Here is an 18198-nt window from a genome sequence, read left to right on the forward strand (position 1 = left end):
CCAATTTTTAAAACAGTAGTTGGGTAAGGGAGTCTTAAAAAACCCAATAATTTTTATAGCCAAAAGTAATATCATAATTTAATGTCAAAAAACCAGGATTCTATTAACTTATGGATGACCACCAGCCGTATTGAAACCCTGGTGGATGGTATATTTGCCATTGCCATGACTCTTTTGGTTTTAAGTATTGGAGTCCCTGATATAGCTTATAACTTAAGTGAAGCTGCCTTCCAACAACAGCTCTGGTTATTATGGCCTAAATTAATGTGTTACGCTCTATCTTTCTGGATCCTTTCTGGTTTCTGGCGTAATAATCATCAGCAGTTCCAGTTCATTAAACGTTCTGACTCTTCTTTGATAACCATCAACATCTTCTGGCTGCTATTTATAGCTCTGGTGCCTTTTTCCACTGAAATAATATCAGAATATGGTGGAACTTACTTCACAGCAAACCTAATTTTCCAACTCAACCTTCTATTTGCTGGAGTTTTATACTACTTGAACTGGTACTATTCTGTTTGGAAAGGATTGGTGGATGAAACTCTAAATGAGAGTACAATTAAGTTAATGAGGGACATCAATCTTATTTTACCCCTGTGCTCGGTTCTCGCTTTAGGTTTATCCTTTTATTTCTATGCATGGGGCAGTTTGGCTTATATAATCAGTCCGTTTTTAAAGAAAATACTAGAAAAAAAGTATTTGAGTTAATTCATCTTAAATATTCTTTGTGTTCAATTTTTCTCTTTAACCATTATTCCGATTTAAAAATACTGAAAACCTACTTATTATTGAAATAAGACATATAATCACCAATAAGGCAAGTAAAATTGTTTTTATCATTGGTTCTGGGAATAGGAGTGTTACAAAAAGCATAACCATGAGAAAGGCACCTAAGTATTTCCCCACTGGATCGTAAACCAGCTTTTTAAGGCTGGAAGTGGCTAAAAACAGTGCAAACATGGTGATGATTAACAAAAGAATGAATGGATCGTACCATCCTTTAAGGACAAATGCTGCAAAACCAAGGACTATCAGGATGAAATCAGATATAACGTCAAGGTAAGCCCCACTATCAGATGATGCATCCAGTCTCCGGGCTAGATACCCATCCAGAAAATCGGTGATTCCTGCAAGAATCAGTATTAAAATAGCCCATGAATACTGATTAGTCATTATTGTGTAGAATAATACCGGTGCTACCAGTAATCGAAGTGCAGTTACTATAGATGGAATCAGAGATTTTTTTGACATATTTTTCAACCCCCCAAATAAACTAAAGGATACAAACATCCCTTACTCTATTAGAGTGTAATGAAGGTAATAGTTTTGGTTTTATCTGCGTTTAATCCTTTTTTCACGGCTTTTACGGTGATATTACTACCATTTGCTAATGAAACTGCTTCTTTCATAGTAATTTATTTTATGAATCATTTTTTAACTTATCAACCAGACCCCGTGCCCAACTTCTTATTTCACCCCAGTCACGGTAATCTAAGCGTTTAGATGGGTCTATGCCCTGTTTTTGGAGATTTTTCCTCACGGAACGGTTAACCATTTTAAACATCAGGCCATGGTTGGCTTCAGGATCGTAAACACTGCCAAAGAGTCCAGTTGATAATGGTTCGTTTATCAAGTTTTTGGCTGCCACTTCATCCAAGTATTTTTCCTGACCTTCCGCTCTGCTACTTTCTTCATTGGCGGCCCCACAGCTGACAAAAATGGCAACTTTTCTATTTGCTAAGGAAGATCTATTGTCTTTAAGAAATTTAAGGGATTTACTGGTCCATTTACCAATTTTTATTCCACTTCCCACCACTACCAGGTCATAGGGGGAAACATCACAATCCTTAATTCCTCTTGCATCTTCCAGGTCAACTTCAACTCCTTCATCTTTAATAACACGGGCTACTTCCTGGGCTATTTCAGCGGCTGTTCCGTATCTGCTTCCATATACAACTAATGCTTTCATGAAAATTATCTCCTTATTTTTTAGATTCCCTATATAATTCACTGGATGTTTTTTCCAGTTTACCCATTATTTCAAATAAATTTTTTATATCAATGTCATCCAGTCCTTTGAATAATGCGGTCACTGATTCAGCATCTTCTGGAGTTCTCTTATCCCAGTATTCAAAACATTCTGCAGTGACATTTAAACGGTGAATACGCCTATTTTCGGGGTCTTGTTCTATTTTCAAAAAACCCCTGGCTTCCAGACGAGTAGCAAGTTGTTTAACATTCTGGTGGGTGGTGCTCATGGCATCAGCCACTTCTTGCATGGAAGGGGGATTTTGGAATGCATTTGCCATTACGATCATCATTAACCATTGTTTAGTGGTTATCTGGTCATTGGCAAGATCTTTGTTGATTATGTATCCCCATCGCTGCTGAATTAGGAATAAGACAATTAATATGTATTTTTCCATCTCCAACCTTTCCGAACGGTATTCTTCCTTAATTTCATTTGAATCCTTCATATTTTACCCTATTATTGTTTTTTTATCATCTTTATTGAGTTCAACATATTTATTTCCATTCACGGAGCCTTTTATCTGAGAGTAGAATGCTACTGAAATTATTATTCCCAGTACAGTGACAATTACAAAGAACATAGCTTGCCCTAATTCAATATTCACTCCATTTTGTGCCATGAAATAGATCATGGAAAGAATTGCTGTTCCCAGTAAAGATACCTTTATCAAGAATATGGAAGCAAGTGCATATCCCCATGCTTTGCCTTTGAATAGAAGTACTCCCGTAATTACTGCTGCGGGAACAACGACTCCTAAATCTAAAGCTTGAATGACCAGTGTAGTGTAAGTTTCAAGTGTAGAAGGTGCAATACCAGCAATTAATGAACTAATAATCATTTTAAGCCACATTCCAGCAAGCATTAACCCAATAATTACCAAAAATACTGCGCCAATTTTATTGATAGTTCCGGGAGTGAAACTTTTCTGGATACTCCTCGTGTCAAGAGATAATAGCTCTCCAAGGAGAGTATACAGTGATATTGAAAATATGGCCACATAAACCAGGAATAGTTGATTATATGATGTCAGGAAGGCCATTGATGCATATGAATATAGGAAGTAAAACATGATTCCCATCCAAATCAATCGTCCTCTAAGTGAATCTTTTCTGATCAAGTATAATGTACCAAGCATTAGTGGAATGCAGATTACTAATGTAACTAAATCCTGGCCCATCATTTGAGCTACACCAGAAATCGTGTCGTGCTGGTAAAGTCCTTTCCAAAATAATCCCGCTAAGGTTGCTATTAATGCCAGAATGGCAATAGCAATTGAGTTTGTATATATTATTTTTTTGTTCATTTTTTTCCAACCCCAATAGGTAATATATTACATGTTTAGGTAATATATTACCTAAAGTGTGGAAACTAGTATATAAACTTTGTGGATATCTGATTAAAAATGTCTCAAAATTTTTTAAATCATTAACCACATAATAATAAACAATGATTTAAGGGAATTTTGGGGGAAACTAGAATGGAACATTCTCATTCGGGCCATGAAATGGACCATGGAATGGAAAAGAAAACCGGTGGCCATGACCATCACCATATGATCGCAGACTTTAAAAGACGTTTCTTGATTTGTTTAGTTTTAACCATTCCTGTAATCTTTTTAACACCAATGATCCAAGATATTCTCAGTATCCGAGAGATAATAAGCTTTTATGGGGATTCGCATGTTCTGTTCTTTTTATCATCCGTAATCTATTTTTACGGAGGATATCCCTTCTTTAAGGGTATGTATAGTGAGTTTAAGTCACAAATACCGGGGATGATGACCTTGGTGACGGTGGCCATAACCACTGCCTATATTTACAGTAGTGCTGTAGTTTTCGGATTTAAAGGTGAGCTATTCTTCCTGGAACTGGTTACTTTAATTGATATCATGCTTTTGGGGCACTGGCTGGAGATGCGATCAGTCATGGGGGCCTCCCGAGCCCTGGAAGAACTGGTAAAACTCCTACCCTCATCTGCCCATAAAATGATGCATGGTGAGATCATTGAGGTTCCACTGGAAAAACTGGAAGTAGGAGATCAACTACTGGTTAAACCTGGAGAGAAAGTTCCTGCTGATGGGCAGATTACAAGTGGTGAAACCAATATTGATGAATCCATGCTAACTGGCGAGTCAGAGCCAGTGTATAAAAAGGTTGGAAGTGAGGTTATAGCAGGATCAATAAATGGAGATGGCTCAATCCAATTAGAAATCCTGAAAACAGGTAAGGATTCTTTCTTGTCTCAAGTGATAACTCTGGTGGAAGAAGCCCAGGCTAGCCAATCCAAAACACAGAACTTGGCAGATCGTTTCGCCATGTATTTGACAATAATAGCTCTTACTGGAGGTTTTATAACTCTGGTTGTCTGGATGATAGTTACTGCACAGGATCTGGCCTTTTCTCTCGAGCGAGCGGTTACGGTAATGGTAACCACATGTCCACACGCACTGGGACTGGCCATACCTCTGGTGGTGGCGGTTTCAACGGCATTATCTGCCAGAAACGGGTTACTAATAAGAAACAGAACCTCTTTTGAGAAAGCACGTAACATAAATGCTATAATCTTTGATAAAACCGGAACATTAACTCGAGGGGAGTTTGGTGTGACTGATGTGATCTCCACTGATGAAACACTTGATAATGAATCAATTTTAAAATATGCAGCATCCCTGGAGGCTTATTCTGAACATCCCATTGCTCGAGGTGTGGCAGTAGAGTCCAAGGATCATTTACCGGTGGAAAATTTCAAATCAACCCCTGGTAAGGGTGTAGAAGGCATAGTTGGGGGAAAAACAGTAAATGTGGTCAGTTCAGGATACTTAAAAGAAATTGGGCTTGAATTTAAAGATGAAAAAGTTGATGAAGTATTATCCCAGGGAAAAACCACGGTCTTTGTCATGGTTGATGGTCAAGTAAAGGGTGCTATTGCACTGGCTGACATCATCCGCCCTGAGTCAAGGGAAACTATTGCGCGCCTCAAGGAAATGGGCATCAAATGCCTCATGATTACCGGAGATAAGGCAGAAGTGGCTGAATGGGTTTCCCAGGAAGTGGGTCTGGATCAGTATTTTGCTGAGGTCCTACCCTCGGATAAGGCCAAAAAAGTAAAAGAAATACAGGAAGAGGGGTTGATTGTAGCAATGACTGGTGATGGTATCAATGATGCCCCTGCACTGGCTCAGGCTGATGTGGGAATTGCCATTGGTGCTGGAACCGATGTGGCCATAGAAGCAGCAGACATAATCCTGGTCCGGAGTAACCCATTAGATGCTCTTCACATTATACAGTTAGCCCGCTCCACCTACCGGAAAATGTTGGAAAACTTGGCCTGGGGGGCAGGTTACAACATATTTGCCATACCTTTAGCAGCAGGTGTTTTATCAGCTTATGGGATAATTTTAACCCCTGCCATGGGGGCAGTGTTAATGTCCGCCAGTACTATAATTGTGGCGGTTAATTCCAGGTTTTTGAGGATGGAAAAGTAGTTATAGTCACGGAATTATCCCCCGGTAAAGGGTTATTTCTCCAGATTTAATCAATCAATGATTATTTTCCAATCAATGATTTATTTTCTGTTTACTACAACTTAATCCAGTCACCATTATTTGGTCTAAGATAATTTATTTTCTGATTATGGTTATTTATTTTGATTATAGTTCCTGCTTTTTGATTACCACAGTTCCTGCAACCATATCTCCAATTCTCTGTTTTTTATCGGATTTTGCGCTGACTATCAGGCCTAATAAACCTGGTATAATAAAGGGAATCAGATCTGCAACTAAAAAAAGGTTTCGTGCAATGCTCTGAGGATAACTAATAGGTTTTTGAGTATCTTCCTGGACCACTTTTATTCCCATGGCAATTTTGCCTATTGTATTCCCGTTTTTTTCCATTAAAACCAGGTAAACAAAGATTATGATGCTGGTTAGAATTATCCATATTCCAGAAATTAACTCTGGGCTGAATGTATCCTGGTTGTAGATTGAAAAAGTTAGAACAAACATAACCAGTAAAACTCCAGATATCACCAGTAGCAGTGCCATATCAATGAGGAAAGCCACCAGTTTTCTGGGAGTGGAAGCATATTCTCTTACTACTTTCCCTCCACATTCTCCACAGTAAACTGCGATTCCAGGATTGATGGTTTTACACTTAACACACTGGATTGGGGTGGATGTTTGGTTAATGTCATTTAATTTTTCCTGTGTTTTAAATATCAGCCCGATTCTATCATTTTTTTTCCAGAATACAATGGCCAAGAGGATGAATGGTAAGATGAAATAAGGAACACCAAAGGATGATCCGCCCCCAAAGGTTAACATGGCTGGAAGGTCATTTATAATACCAACATTACCCACAATGCTTGTAACCAGGATGTTATTGGCAATATGGGCTCCAATAGCTGTTTCCAGACCGTTTTCTCCTAAGGTGATGATGCCCAGTACCATCCCAAAAATGAACATATTAACTACTGCTGTGATTCCGGTTATAATACTGGTTCCGTTCCAGAAATGTCCAATGGCAAAAATAACTGAAGTCAAAAAGAGGGGGATGAATGGTTTTCGGGTTAAGAGTCCTATCCCCTGCATGAGATACCCTCTGAAGAAGATTTCTTCGAAGGAGGCCTGTATTGTGAAAATGATGATGCTTGCAATTAAAAGGGTTAAAAATGGCAGATCCAGTGATAATTTAACTGGTGATGGATTGATGAGCACATCCACCACCAGGGAAGCACCTATGATAATGGACCAAAGACCAGCTCCCTTTAACACATTCTTCCAGTTAAACTTGGAAACAGTTGTAATCATTTTTTTAATTGTTTTAGCCTGGATAAAACGAGAACAAAGATAAAATAGTACGAAGGATAGGGTGTAATAAACCCCGAGCATTACCATTAAAATTAGGGGATCTATGGCATTTTCCACGTTAGTTGGGTTTATATCCATTTTAACAGGTTGACTCAGGATGATAAATGGAATTAAGACTATTAAAATCAGTATAAATGGCCCTATCCAGGCGAAAGCACTGGTCAGGAGATATCTCCACCAGTTGTTTTTTCCTTGATGGGCGTTATCTAAAAAGGTTATTCGATCCATCTTATTCAGAACCGCTGTTAATTATCAATATTCATTCAATCAAATATGGCTTAAACTGTTTTTATATATTTTTTACACATGGAATTAAAATATGGGACTTGGGAGTGCTTGCATAGATACTTGGGATGAGTGTTTGTAGATTTATATTTAGGTGAATTTCTGTATTATTTTTTTATTCTATATTAATATTGTCATTTGTGACATTTTCATCATCAATTTAATGCTTTTGTTAATTAAAAACCATTTTTTGAGAAATGGTGGAAAAAGAATTATTTTAAAATATCATTTTTTTATAAATATTCAATAATATTCAATAATATTTAATTTAAGCGCCGGGACTGGGATTTGAACCCAGGGTGAGCATCGCTCATAGGATTTCGAATCCTACGCCTTACCTGACTAGACTATCCCGGCATCCACATTGAAATTAAATTCGCATTGCATTAATATTTTTGGTTGATTATTACAGAATGCTGGCTGATTGTTATGGACCCTAACATTTATATGTTCAATTGAACATCTATTCATATGAACATATTTTCTAAGAAATGTCGTTAATGTAAGTAAAATCTGTAGGTAATCTAAAAAATAGAGGAATGTCCATGTCAAAAGACAATCAACCTAATCATCAACCTAATCATCAACCTAATCATCAACCTAATCATCAACCTAATCATCAACCTAATCATCAGCATAATCATCAGCATAATCATAAACATAACCCTCAACAATGTACAGAAGACGAAAATTCGCCAGATACTTGCAGCTGCTGTGGAGGGGACCTTTTCGAGGAAAAACAGCCCCAATGGAAACATAAACCCCTACTAATCATCATTACCTCTGCTGTAATCTTTGCTATTGGTATAATACTTGAAAATTTCCTGAACCAGGGGCTCCTGGCGGAGGTTGCTTTCCTGGCTGTGGTGGCAGTGGCTGGTTTTGGAATAATTAAAGGGGCATTTAAAGGTTTGTTGAAGCTCCGTTTCAACATGAACCTTTTAATAACCATTGCGGCTGCTGGGGCATTTTTGATAGGTCACGGTGAAGAGGGTGCTGCAGTGATGTTCCTGTTCTATGTGGCTGAGTTTCTGGAAGACTATGCCAGTGAAAGAGCACGCAGCTCAATAGCAGCCCTCCTTAAACTTGCACCTGAAACTGCACATGTCATTAGAAATGGCCAGGAACTCGAGATTCATACTCATGACGTGAACCTGGATGAGAAAATGGTGGTCCGTCCTGGTGACAAGGTACCTCTGGATGGATTGGTGGTCAGGGGTGCATCGGCAGTGGATCAATCTCCCATAACCGGGGAAAGTATACCAGTCACCAAAAAAGAGGGTGATGAAGTCTTTGCAGGTTCAATCAACACCGAAGGTTACCTGGAAATAATGGTAACCCGGAAGTCAGATGAAACCATCATATCCCGAATAATAGAACTGGTCCGTGAATCTAAAAATAAAAAATCAAAAACAGAAGCATTCATTGACCGCTTTGCCACATATTACACTCCCACAGTAATCCTTGCAGCGGTATTGGTGGCATTAATCCCCCCATTCCTCCTGAACATGTCATTTGATGAATGGTTCTACCGGGCCCTGGTTTTACTGGTGGTATCCTGCCCCTGCGCCCTGGCAATATCCACCCCAGTCTCAATGGTTTCAGGGATCACCGCGGCCACCAGAAATGGTGTTCTCATAAAAGGTGGAGAATACGTGGAGGAAATGAAGAATGTGAAGGCAATGGTCTTTGATAAAACAGGAACCTTAACCGAAGGTCGCCTGGAAGTGGCAAATATCATCAGCTTCAATGACAATTCCCAAGAGAATATTTTACAATTAGCTGCTTCCCTTGAATCACATTCCAAACACCCCCTGGCCAGAGCCATACTCCAGAAAGCAACAGATGAAGGTTTAAAACTGGAAGAGGTTCATAACTTCAAATCCATAACCGGGACCGGTTTAAAGGGTGAGATCAGGGGAAACACATTCTATGTGGGAAATAAAACCCTCTTTAAAAATTCAGGTATTATCAATGAAAGAGAATCTCAGGATAATAATATTCTGGAGGATAACGATATTCTGGAGAAAATAAGAGGATATGAAGCGGAAGGTAAAACCACCATCTTAGTTGGGACCGAACAGGAGGTTATGGGTTTAATGGTGTTAATGGATCGCATCAGGGATGATGCTCCAGAAACTGTTAAATTCCTTAAAAACAATGGTATCCTGACGGTAATGCTCACGGGTGATACTGAGGGCACTGCCCGGAGGGTGGCATCCCAGTTAGGTCTGGATGAGTATTACCACAGTCTGCTACCAGAGGATAAAGTTAGAAAGATAGATGAACTGGTTAAGCACCACGGGCATGTGGCCATGGTGGGTGATGGTGTTAACGATGCACCTGCCCTGGCAAGGGCCAACATAGGAATTGCCATGGGTGCAGCAGGTTCAGATGTGGCCATTGAAACTGCTGATGTGGCCCTGATGCACGATGACCTGTCCAAACTGGAATACCTTCTTAAACTGAGCCAGAAAACAATGGGCGTGGTGCAGCAGAACGTGGCACTCTCCATACTGGTTAAAAGTTCCTTTGCCATCATGGCAGTGTTGGGTTTGGTGACACTGTGGATGGCTGTGGGAATTGGAGACATGGGCCTTAGCCTGGCAGTTATACTCAACGCTATCCGCATAGGCAGTCAGAAAATCCAGTAATTTTTTTTATTTTTTTTTAAGTCCTATTTTAAGCCCTTTTTCTCAAATCATTAGGTTTACTTTTATTTAACTAGACACTGTTGTGATTTGTTGCTTTAAATGGCTTGAATCATTGCTAACTCTCACAAACTCCTTCAATTTTCTCAGGGCACATCCATTCTGGATGTTTTCTCTGGCTAAATCCACTCCCTCTTTAAGGTCACGGGCCTGGCCTGCCAGGAAAAGAATAGCTCCTGCATTGGCTAGACAGATATCCATCCTGGCCTTCTGAGCAGGATTTCCCATTTTACCTTCCAGAACTTCCATTGCAATCTCCAGATTTTCTTTTAGAGTATCCTGAGCCCGGATCAAATCTTTGTCAACCATTTCAAGCCCAAAATCTTCAGGGTAAAGTTGAAGGACTTCTATTTTACCATTATCCAGGATGGCTGCGGTGGTTTTGCCAATGAGTGAAATTTCATCCAGGGCTGGTTTGCCTGCTTCATCAAAACCATGCATTACCATGGCCCTTTTAACTCCTAGATTTTTGAGGACCTGGGCAATTAACTCCACGTAGTCTGGATGGAAAACACCCATGAGATGAATATCTGCACTGGCTGGGGAAGTTAATGGTCCTAAAATGTTAAAAACCGTGCGAATACCCAGCTGTCTGCGTACAGGCATAACCTGTTTCATGGCTGGATGGAAGTTAGGGGCGAACATGAACCCTATCCCTGCATTTTCCAGGCAGAACTCCACACCCGCTGCATCACAATTTATATTCACTCCCATGGCCTCTAGAATATCCGCACCACCACATTTACTGCTTATAGCACGGTTTCCATGTTTGGCAATGGGAACACCAGATGATGCTGCAATTAAGGTGGCAATGGTGCTGATATTAAACGTTTTAAAGCTATCTCCCCCAGTACCGCAGGTGTCAACCAGTGGTTCATCTAACTGGGGAGATACCTTGATGGAAAACTCACGCATGGCCTTAACAAATCCAGTTATTTCATCAACAACTTCACCTTTAGTGGCCAGTGCCGATAAAAATGCAGCCATCTCCATATCACTGGACTGACCACCCATCATTTCCACCATACACGCATAAGCTTCATTTTCGCTTAGATCCTGCTTGGAGGTTACCTTACCTAAACATTCTGCAATCATCGAACCATAACCTTCCTATTACTCTAATCATTTCCTGGTTGCAATTCATTTCTTGGCTGTAATTCATTTCCTGGTTGCTTCCTTGAGGTCGCAACAGAAAGACCCAATTTCATCCAGCATTTTCTTTTTATTCTCTAGATTTTCAGTTACCAGATCCAGTATGGCACTGGCCACAATGGCTCCATCTGCCCCGGCACTGATCACACTGGCAACGTGTTCTGGTTTGGAAATACCAAAACCAACACTCAGGGGGAGGTCGGTGTGACTTCTCACCCTCTTAATAAGGTCTACAGAGCTTGTCTGGAGATTTCCTCTAGCTCCAGTGACTCCCATAACTGCCACCACGTACAGAAATCCATCACAGAGTTTGGAAATTTTTTCCAACCTTTCATTGCTGGTGGTCTGGGCAGCCATGAAGATCTGCTGAACCCCATACTCTTTGGAGGCACGAATTGCATCATCTGATTCTTCAGGGGGTAAATCTGCTGCTAAAATAGCATTCACTCCACTTTCAAAGGCAGCTTCATAGAACTGGTCAACACCCATCTTGTAAATCAGGTTGTAATATACCAGCAGGCCAATGGGTATGGATGTGAACTCTCTAATTTTTTTGACAAATTCAAATCCCCTTTTAGTGGTCATACCAGACTTAAGTGCCCTTAAATCGGAGTCCTGAACTGTGGGGCCATCAGCAACAGGGTCACTGAAAGCAAATCCTATCTCCAGGGCATCAGCACCATTTTCCACGAAGGTCTTCACTATTTCCAGGGAAGTGTCAAAGTCAGGGTCTCCAGCCACTATAAATGGAATGAAAGCACCCTCATTTTTGGATTTAACCCGGGCAAACATTTCCTGGTAGCTTTCTACTTCTTTGGTATTCATACGTCCACCCCCAGTTCACTGGCAACTAAAAACATGTCCTTGTCTCCTCGTCCGGAAAGGTTAACCACAATGGTTTTACCCTTATTTTCAGGCATCTTAGCATACTTCTCCATGTAAGCAACAGCATGGGAACTTTCAAGGGCAGGGATAATACCTTCGTATTTGGAGAGCAGTTCAAAACCACGGAGGGCTTCTTTGTCAGTTACCGCTACGTAGTTTGCCCTGCCACTGCTGTGGAGGTAGGCATGTTCTGGGCCGACTCCAGGGTAGTCCAGGCCTGCGGATACTGAGTAGGCTTCAGATATTTGACCATCGTTATTCTGGAGCACGTATGAGAATGATCCATGGAGCACGCCTTCGGTACCTTTACATAAGGTTGCACCGGTCCGGGGGGTTTTGATTCCATCTCCTCCCCCTTCAACTCCAATGAGTTCAACTGCTTCATCATCCACGAATCCTGAAAAGATTCCTATGGAATTACTACCTCCACCAACACAGGCAATAACTGCATCTGGAAGTTCACCCTCTTTTTCAAGGATTTCAGCCCGGGCTTCCCTACCAATCACGCTCTGGAAGTGTTTAACCATGGTGGGGTAGGGGTGGGGGCCCATGGTGGTACCAATCAGATAGTGGGTGTGTTCCACACTGGAAGTCCAGTCCCGGAAAGCATCATTTATAGCATCTTTCAGTGTGCGTGAACCGGCATCAACTGGTAAAACCTTGGCCCCTGATAGTTCCATTCTCAGGACATTCAATTTCTGTCTTTCCACATCGTTTGATCCCATGTAAACTTCTACTGGAATTCCCAGGAGGGATCCCACCACTGCTGTGGCAATACCATGTTGGCCAGCACCAGTTTCAGCGATTAATCTAGTTTTACCCATATATTTAGCTAGAAGTCCCTGTCCTATTGTATTGTTTATTTTGTGAGCTCCAGTGTGGAGCATATCTTCCCGTTTAAGGTATATTTTACATCCCAATTTTTCTGAAAGATTACGGGCATAGTAGAGGGCAGTGGGTCGTCCTGCAAATTCCTTTAAGTAGTAATCAAGTTCCTGATTGAATTTTTCATCATCCTTGTATTTCAGGAAGGCCTTCTCCAACTCCTCCAGGGCGGGTATAAGGAGTTCTGGAACGAATATTCCTCCGTATTTACCAAATTTTCCATCATTTATCATTAAATCACCATTTAAATTTAAATAGATTAATTAGATTTTAATTCCCATTTCAATCTTTAATTTTCATTAATTCCATTATTTTAGCAGAATTTTTAACCCCTGGTTCATCTTCCACTCCAGAGTTAACATCCACAAAGTCAAAGAATTTTTCCAGGATCTCTGATTCTGTTTGGATCCTTTTTTTATCCATTCCTCCGGCCAGGAATAGTTTTAAATTAGGGTTACTATCCTTTGCAATTTTTGCAGCTTCAATAGCAGTTTTTGTGGGGATACGTCTTCCAGTTCCACCTGTTTTCCCTTTAACTTCATAATCAAAGAGAATATAATCGCAGACACTGGCAAAATCCTGAATTTCCTTAATTTTTTCAGGATACATTACTTTTGATAATCCAATGGCCCGGGTAACTGTCAAATCACCGTTATTATCTTCAATAAGCTGTTTATCCTTGGGATGTTCCTTCCTAATTTGTTGATTTTCTTCTGTTGCACTGGTTAGCTGATAATATTTTTTCAACCTATCTATCTCACAAGCAGAGAGTGAATGGAGTTGTATATTCTTCAATCCTGTTTTATCTATCCTTTCCTTGGCATCCGCCATATTTTTGGGCTCAATTACAAGCACCGCCTTCTTTTTATCATCTATAAATGAGGTTAAATCTATTATTTCTTCGATTTTGACCATTCTTTTGGATCTTTTGATGTTGATAAATCCAATTAGATCTGCACCAGCTTTTAAACAAGTTGAAAGGTCTTCTTTTCGGCGTATTCCACAGATTTTAATGTTCATGTCCTTAACCTTTCGTATCCTTAATGATCCTTTTGATATTCTGATTTTCTAATTATCTCTTTTGTCTTCGGGTTTTGGAATTTTTCCCGGTAAGTACCAGGCTGTTAACTTTTTCCAGGATATGGGAAGATTTCATAATACTGCTTCCCACCAGAAGGGCATCTACGCCCAGTTTGGATAGGAAATCCACATCTTCCGGGCTTTGAACTCCACTTTCTGATACCAGAGTGATATTTGAGGGCACGTAACTGGCCAGTTTTTCGGTTCTTCCTAGATCAGTCTTAAAATCATTGAAGTCCCTATTATTTATTCCTATTACTTCTGCTCCGGATTTAACGGCTGTTTCTATTTCTTCAGGGTTTTTACATTCCACCAGAGCATCCATATCCAGATACTTGCATATTTCAATCCCTTCCTTCAGATCTGGATATATATCAGCCATTAAAAGAATTGCACTTGCACCGTAGGCCCGGGCTTCGTAGATCTGATATGGATCCAGGATGAAATCCTTGCGAAGTAGGGGAAGTCGGGTTATTCTGCAGGCCAGTTTCAGATTGTCAATGTTGCTTTTGAAAAATGATTCTTCAGTCAGCACACTCACTGCACTGGCTCCTCCTTCCTCAAACAGGGGAACCACATCACCCACTGTAAGCTGGCTGATTTCACCCAGAGAGGGGGATGCTGGTTTGTACTCGCAGATAATGGAAACATCATCTTCTTTAACTAGTGATTTTTTAAAATCTGTTCGAAGCTTAACCCGTTTAATGTTCTCTTTAAGTTCAGCCAGGGGTTGGTATTTCTTCCTAATCTCCAGCAACCTTTCCCTTTCTCGGATTATGTCAATGAATTTCATAAAACTTCCATCTCCAAGAAATTTTTCATGATTCTCTTACCATCACCCGTTCCAATGGACTCTGGGTGGAATTGGAGGCCAAATATGGGATAATCATGGTGTTTAATTGCCATTATCATCCCATCATCTGTTTCAGCCAGTATGTCCATGGAAGGTGGTGTGCTGTCCCTTTTACAGACCAGGGAATGGTACCTTGCTGCCTGGAGTGGGCTTTTAACACCCTGGAACATGCCGGTGTTCTGGTGATGAATCAGACTCTTTTTCCCGTGGACTGGTTCTGTACGGGTGATTTCACCACCAAAGGCTGTGAAAATTCCTTGATGTCCAAGGCAAACGCCCAGTACTGGTATTTCCTGGCCAAGTTCCAGGATGGTGTCTCTGGAGACACCGAAATCCCTTTCATTTTCTGGGTTTCCGGGACCCGGGGATATTATGATCCGGTCGGGTTGTAAGTTTTTTATTTCTTCCACAGTTATTTCATTATTCCTGAAGACTTGGATGTTTTTTTCAAATTCTCCCACCAGTTGGTAGAGGTTATAGGTGAAAGAATCATAATTATCGATTATTAAAATCATTTAGCTTCACCTGACATGTTCAATGCACTTAAAAGTGCCTGGGCTTTGTTTTCGCATTCCTGGTACTCGCTGGTGGGAACTGAGTCATGGACTATTCCTGCTCCGGCCTGTATTTTTCCGTGGTTACCATCACAGACCAGGGTTCTAATGGTAATTGCGAAATCTGCATTTCCATTTAAGGAGAAGTAACCTACTGCTCCGGCGTAGGGTCCACGGGGTATGCCTTCTAACTCGTCTATTATTTCCATGGCCCGTATTTTTGGGGCTCCGCTTAGTGTGCCTGCTGGGAACATGGAGGCAAATGCATCCACTGCATTTTTGTCCTTCTGGAGTTTTCCCTTCACGTTAGAGACAATGTGCTGCACATGGGAGAATTTTTTCACAGTCATGTATTCGGGCACGTTGACTGTGCCAAAGTCACTCACCTTACCTATGTCGTTACGGGCAAGATCAACCAGCATCAGGTGTTCTGCCTTTTCCTTTTCATCGTTTAAGAGTTCTTTTTCCAGTTTCAGGTCTTCTTCTGGAGTAGTGCCTCGGGTCCTGGTTCCGGCTATAGGGTAGGTCTCAACATCCCTTCCTTCTACTCTCACCAGCATTTCAGGACTGGATCCAATTATTTCCCTTTCACCAAGTTTCAGATGATACATGTATGGTGAAGGATTGATGTTACGGAGAGTTTCATAGAATGCCAGTTTATTTCCCTTGATGATGTATTCTCGGGCATTGGAAATAACGCCCTGGAATATTTCACCGGCTTTAATTCTTTCCTTGGTATCCATAACCATGTTTTCGAATTTATTCTGGGAGAAATGATGTTTTATTTCGTGGAAAGTCATACTTTCCCCATTAAATTCTTCTTTTTCAAGTTCTTTGATTTGGTCTATTCTGTTTTCGCCCAGTGTGATGTATTCACATTTATTCTGGAGCCGGTCGAAGATCACAGCATCTAAAAAGAGTCCAAATTCATAATCAGGGAATGTTCCTTCCTGCACAGGGACTGGTTCAAAGTACTTCACTGATTCATAGGATACGTATCCCACCAGTCCTCCCTGGAAACCTTTCTTGTTACTTCCATTTCCAATGAGACTTTTTATTTCATTAAAAGGATTTGAGGTTTCTATTACCTCTGTTTCATCCTCTTTTATGATTTCAAGAATCCCATCACGGGCTTTGAGGGTTGCTACGGGGTTAAATCCCAGAACTGAGTACCTGGCCAGTCCGCTGTCACTTTCCATGGATTCCAGGAGGAAACTACTGGGGTATTTAGAGTATATTTTTTGAAATAATTCAAAAGGAGCGTTAAAGTCAAGTTTAGTCCTTTCAGCTTCTTTATTTTTCAGGTTGTATTCGCCAAAAACATTCACTGCCTTGCATGTTGTCACCATATTTATTCACTAACACTCCTATACTTCATTGTACTATTTAAACCTTTAGAGTACATATATGTGCATAAAATTAATTATATGAGCAATACCAAATGAAAGATCACAAATCAAAATCATATTATAAATTATGAAAATAGGGATAACTGCAATTTCCTGAATATTAATATTGAAATTCAAAAACTAATTCATAAGAAACTAATTCATAAACTGATCTATAGATACTTAAATTAATTGAAATGGATTCAAAGAATTCAAAAACAAAAAATTTTAATCTAATGGTGTTAAATTAAAATAAAACTGATAGTAGAAATTAATCAGGTGATTATTCCATGTGGGATCGTATTAAACACAAATTCGATAAATTTCCGGCTAGAATGGGAGTAGCCCGTAAGATAGTTGAGCTAGGGCTTAGGGTGGGTGAAAACGGAAAGATATACTGTGGGAATGTTGAAATAAGTGATGTTGCTCTTGCCAGGGGGACTGGTGTGGACCGCAGGTCTATTCGCTCTACAGTGGAGGTTATAATGGATGACCCTGAACTGGCATCAATATTCGGAAACATATTCCCTGCAGGAGCACTCTTAAAAAACGTGGCAAGTGATCTCCGGTTTGGAGTGGTGGAAATAGAAGCCCAGGCTGGTACACCTGGAATACTGGCTAAAGCCACCCAGTTAATATCACAAGAAAATATCAGTATCAGACAGGCCCATGCTGGGGACCCTGAACTGGAAGAAAATCCTAAACTAACCATAATCACTGAAAAACCAGTTAAAGGAGAAATGATCCAGGAATTTCTGGACATACCCGGGGTAAAGAGAGTTTCGATTTATTAAGAATTACTTTATAAGAGTTACCGTTATATGAATTACCTTCTAAGAACTATCTACTAGGATTTATCTTACTAGGATTTATCTTACTAGGATTTATCTTACTAGGATTTATCTTACTAGGATTTATCTTACTAGGATTTATCTTACTAGGATTTATCTTACTAGGATTTATCTTACTATGATTTATCTTACCATAACTAGCTTTTTTAGTAAATGAACGCATTTTTAGTAATTTATGAATAAAAATAATAAATTTTAAAATAGGATAATTTTAAAATCGGATAAAAACAATGAATTTCTAAAAAAGGATAAGTGATTTTAAGTTTTTAAACAAATCATTTCATTGATTATTTTCAATTTATTGATTGTTTTCTTTGGTGGTGTCTTCTTCCTCAAGAATCGTTAAAAGTTCATCCCATGCTTCCAGAGATTCCTGAGCTTCCTGATCTGATAAAACTTCTATTGCGTATCCTGAATGGACCAGAACATAACGACCAACATCAACATCGTTAACTAAATCCAGTTTAGCCTGTTGCTTTACTCCACCAAAATCCACAGTAGCTACGTTATCTTTAATTTCTACAATTTGAGCTGGTGCTGCTATACACACAATTTTCACCTTTTAAAATTCATTTAAAGAGTCAATATCAGTATTTTCATAATTTAGATTAACTTTATATTGAATAGTATTAAACCGGGTTCTCCTGAGATTGCC

General features: G+C 39.9%; 17 protein-coding genes and 1 tRNA gene. 4 read left to right on the forward strand and 14 right to left on the reverse strand.

The window, feature by feature from the left end:
* Positions 1 to 81: 81 nt before the first annotated feature.
* The gene (locus A994_RS04700; RefSeq protein WP_004030173.1) at positions 82 to 708 is read left to right on the forward strand and encodes a TMEM175 family protein; all 627 of its coding nucleotides are present in this window, start codon (positions 82 to 84) and stop codon (positions 706 to 708) included.
* A 36-nt stretch (positions 709 to 744) separates the two neighbouring features.
* Here the strand turns inward: A994_RS04700 and A994_RS04705 are convergent, their stop codons facing one another.
* The 4 genes from A994_RS04705 to A994_RS04720 all read right to left on the reverse strand — a co-directional run bounded on the left by A994_RS04705 (position 745) and on the right by A994_RS04720 (position 3335).
* Positions 745 to 1251, reverse strand: coding sequence for a CDP-alcohol phosphatidyltransferase family protein (locus A994_RS04705; RefSeq protein ID WP_004030174.1), 507 nt, complete (start codon positions 1249 to 1251; stop codon positions 745 to 747).
* A gap of 169 nt (positions 1252 to 1420) precedes the next feature.
* Positions 1421 to 1969, reverse strand: a complete 549-nt coding sequence (locus tag A994_RS04710; RefSeq protein WP_004030179.1) for a flavodoxin domain-containing protein — start codon at positions 1967 to 1969, stop codon at positions 1421 to 1423.
* A 13-nt stretch (positions 1970 to 1982) separates the two neighbouring features.
* Positions 1983 to 2477 carry a MarR family winged helix-turn-helix transcriptional regulator gene (locus A994_RS04715; protein WP_004030180.1) on the reverse strand — a complete coding sequence of 165 codons (495 nt, stop codon included), beginning with the start codon at positions 2475 to 2477 and terminating at the stop codon, positions 1983 to 1985.
* A 3-nt stretch (positions 2478 to 2480) separates the two neighbouring features.
* On the reverse strand, positions 2481 to 3335 hold the full coding sequence (locus A994_RS04720; protein WP_004030181.1) for a hypothetical protein: 855 nt from the start codon (positions 3333 to 3335) through the stop codon (positions 2481 to 2483).
* Between the two features lie 174 nt (positions 3336 to 3509).
* Between A994_RS04720 and A994_RS04725 the strand changes: the two genes are divergently transcribed.
* The gene (locus tag A994_RS04725; RefSeq protein ID WP_004030182.1) at positions 3510 to 5516 is read left to right on the forward strand and encodes a copper-translocating P-type ATPase; all 2007 of its coding nucleotides are present in this window, start codon (positions 3510 to 3512) and stop codon (positions 5514 to 5516) included.
* A 165-nt stretch (positions 5517 to 5681) separates the two neighbouring features.
* Here the strand turns inward: A994_RS04725 and A994_RS04730 are convergent, their stop codons facing one another.
* Positions 5682 to 7127 (reverse strand): RDD family protein, encoded by a 1446-nt coding sequence (locus A994_RS04730; RefSeq protein WP_004030183.1) that lies wholly within the window; start codon positions 7125 to 7127, stop codon positions 5682 to 5684.
* A 330-nt stretch (positions 7128 to 7457) separates the two neighbouring features.
* Positions 7458 to 7541 (reverse strand) — tRNA-Ser (locus tag A994_RS04735).
* Positions 7542 to 7729: 188 nt separating this feature from the next.
* Here A994_RS04735 and A994_RS04740 point away from each other — a divergent pair.
* Positions 7730 to 9838 carry a heavy metal translocating P-type ATPase gene (locus A994_RS04740; RefSeq protein WP_004030184.1) on the forward strand — a complete coding sequence of 703 codons (2109 nt, stop codon included), beginning with the start codon at positions 7730 to 7732 and terminating at the stop codon, positions 9836 to 9838.
* Positions 9839 to 9904: 66 nt separating this feature from the next.
* Here the strand turns inward: A994_RS04740 and trpD are convergent, their stop codons facing one another.
* The 7 genes from trpD to trpE all read right to left on the reverse strand — a co-directional run bounded on the left by trpD (position 9905) and on the right by trpE (position 16653).
* Positions 9905 to 10990, reverse strand: a complete 1086-nt coding sequence (gene trpD, locus A994_RS04745; protein WP_004030185.1) for an anthranilate phosphoribosyltransferase — start codon at positions 10988 to 10990, stop codon at positions 9905 to 9907.
* A gap of 63 nt (positions 10991 to 11053) precedes the next feature.
* Positions 11054 to 11872 carry a tryptophan synthase subunit alpha gene (gene trpA / locus A994_RS04750; RefSeq protein WP_004030186.1) on the reverse strand — a complete coding sequence of 273 codons (819 nt, stop codon included), beginning with the start codon at positions 11870 to 11872 and terminating at the stop codon, positions 11054 to 11056.
* Positions 11869 to 13050, reverse strand: a complete 1182-nt coding sequence (gene trpB, locus A994_RS04755; RefSeq protein WP_004030187.1) for a tryptophan synthase subunit beta — start codon at positions 13048 to 13050, stop codon at positions 11869 to 11871. Before trpB ends, trpA begins: the two co-directional genes overlap by 4 nt.
* Before the next feature lie 49 nt (positions 13051 to 13099).
* On the reverse strand, positions 13100 to 13837 hold the full coding sequence (locus A994_RS04760) for a phosphoribosylanthranilate isomerase (RefSeq protein WP_004030188.1): 738 nt from the start codon (positions 13835 to 13837) through the stop codon (positions 13100 to 13102).
* Positions 13838 to 13889: 52 nt separating this feature from the next.
* Positions 13890 to 14690 (reverse strand): indole-3-glycerol phosphate synthase TrpC, encoded by an 801-nt coding sequence (locus A994_RS04765; RefSeq protein WP_004030189.1) that lies wholly within the window; start codon positions 14688 to 14690, stop codon positions 13890 to 13892.
* Positions 14687 to 15265 (reverse strand): anthranilate synthase component II, encoded by a 579-nt coding sequence (locus A994_RS04770; protein ID WP_004030193.1) that lies wholly within the window; start codon positions 15263 to 15265, stop codon positions 14687 to 14689. Before A994_RS04770 ends, A994_RS04765 begins: the two co-directional genes overlap by 4 nt.
* Positions 15262 to 16653 carry an anthranilate synthase component I gene (trpE, locus tag A994_RS04775; RefSeq protein WP_004030194.1) on the reverse strand — a complete coding sequence of 464 codons (1392 nt, stop codon included), beginning with the start codon at positions 16651 to 16653 and terminating at the stop codon, positions 15262 to 15264. The genes A994_RS04770 and trpE overlap by 4 nt, the downstream gene beginning before the upstream one ends.
* Before the next feature lie 329 nt (positions 16654 to 16982).
* Between trpE and A994_RS04780 the strand changes: the two genes are divergently transcribed.
* A complete protein-coding gene (locus A994_RS04780) occupies positions 16983 to 17486 on the forward strand; it encodes a hypothetical protein (RefSeq protein ID WP_004030195.1) in 504 nt (167 codons plus the stop codon).
* Between the two features lie 355 nt (positions 17487 to 17841).
* Here A994_RS04780 and A994_RS04785 read toward each other — a convergent pair whose 3' ends face one another.
* The gene (locus tag A994_RS04785; RefSeq protein ID WP_004030196.1) at positions 17842 to 18093 is read right to left on the reverse strand and encodes a HypC/HybG/HupF family hydrogenase formation chaperone; all 252 of its coding nucleotides are present in this window, start codon (positions 18091 to 18093) and stop codon (positions 17842 to 17844) included.
* Positions 18094 to 18198 lie beyond the last annotated feature (105 nt).

Source organism: Methanobacterium formicicum DSM 3637, from assembly GCF_000302455.1.
In the GTDB taxonomy this organism is placed as follows: domain Archaea; phylum Methanobacteriota; class Methanobacteria; order Methanobacteriales; family Methanobacteriaceae; genus Methanobacterium; species Methanobacterium formicicum_A.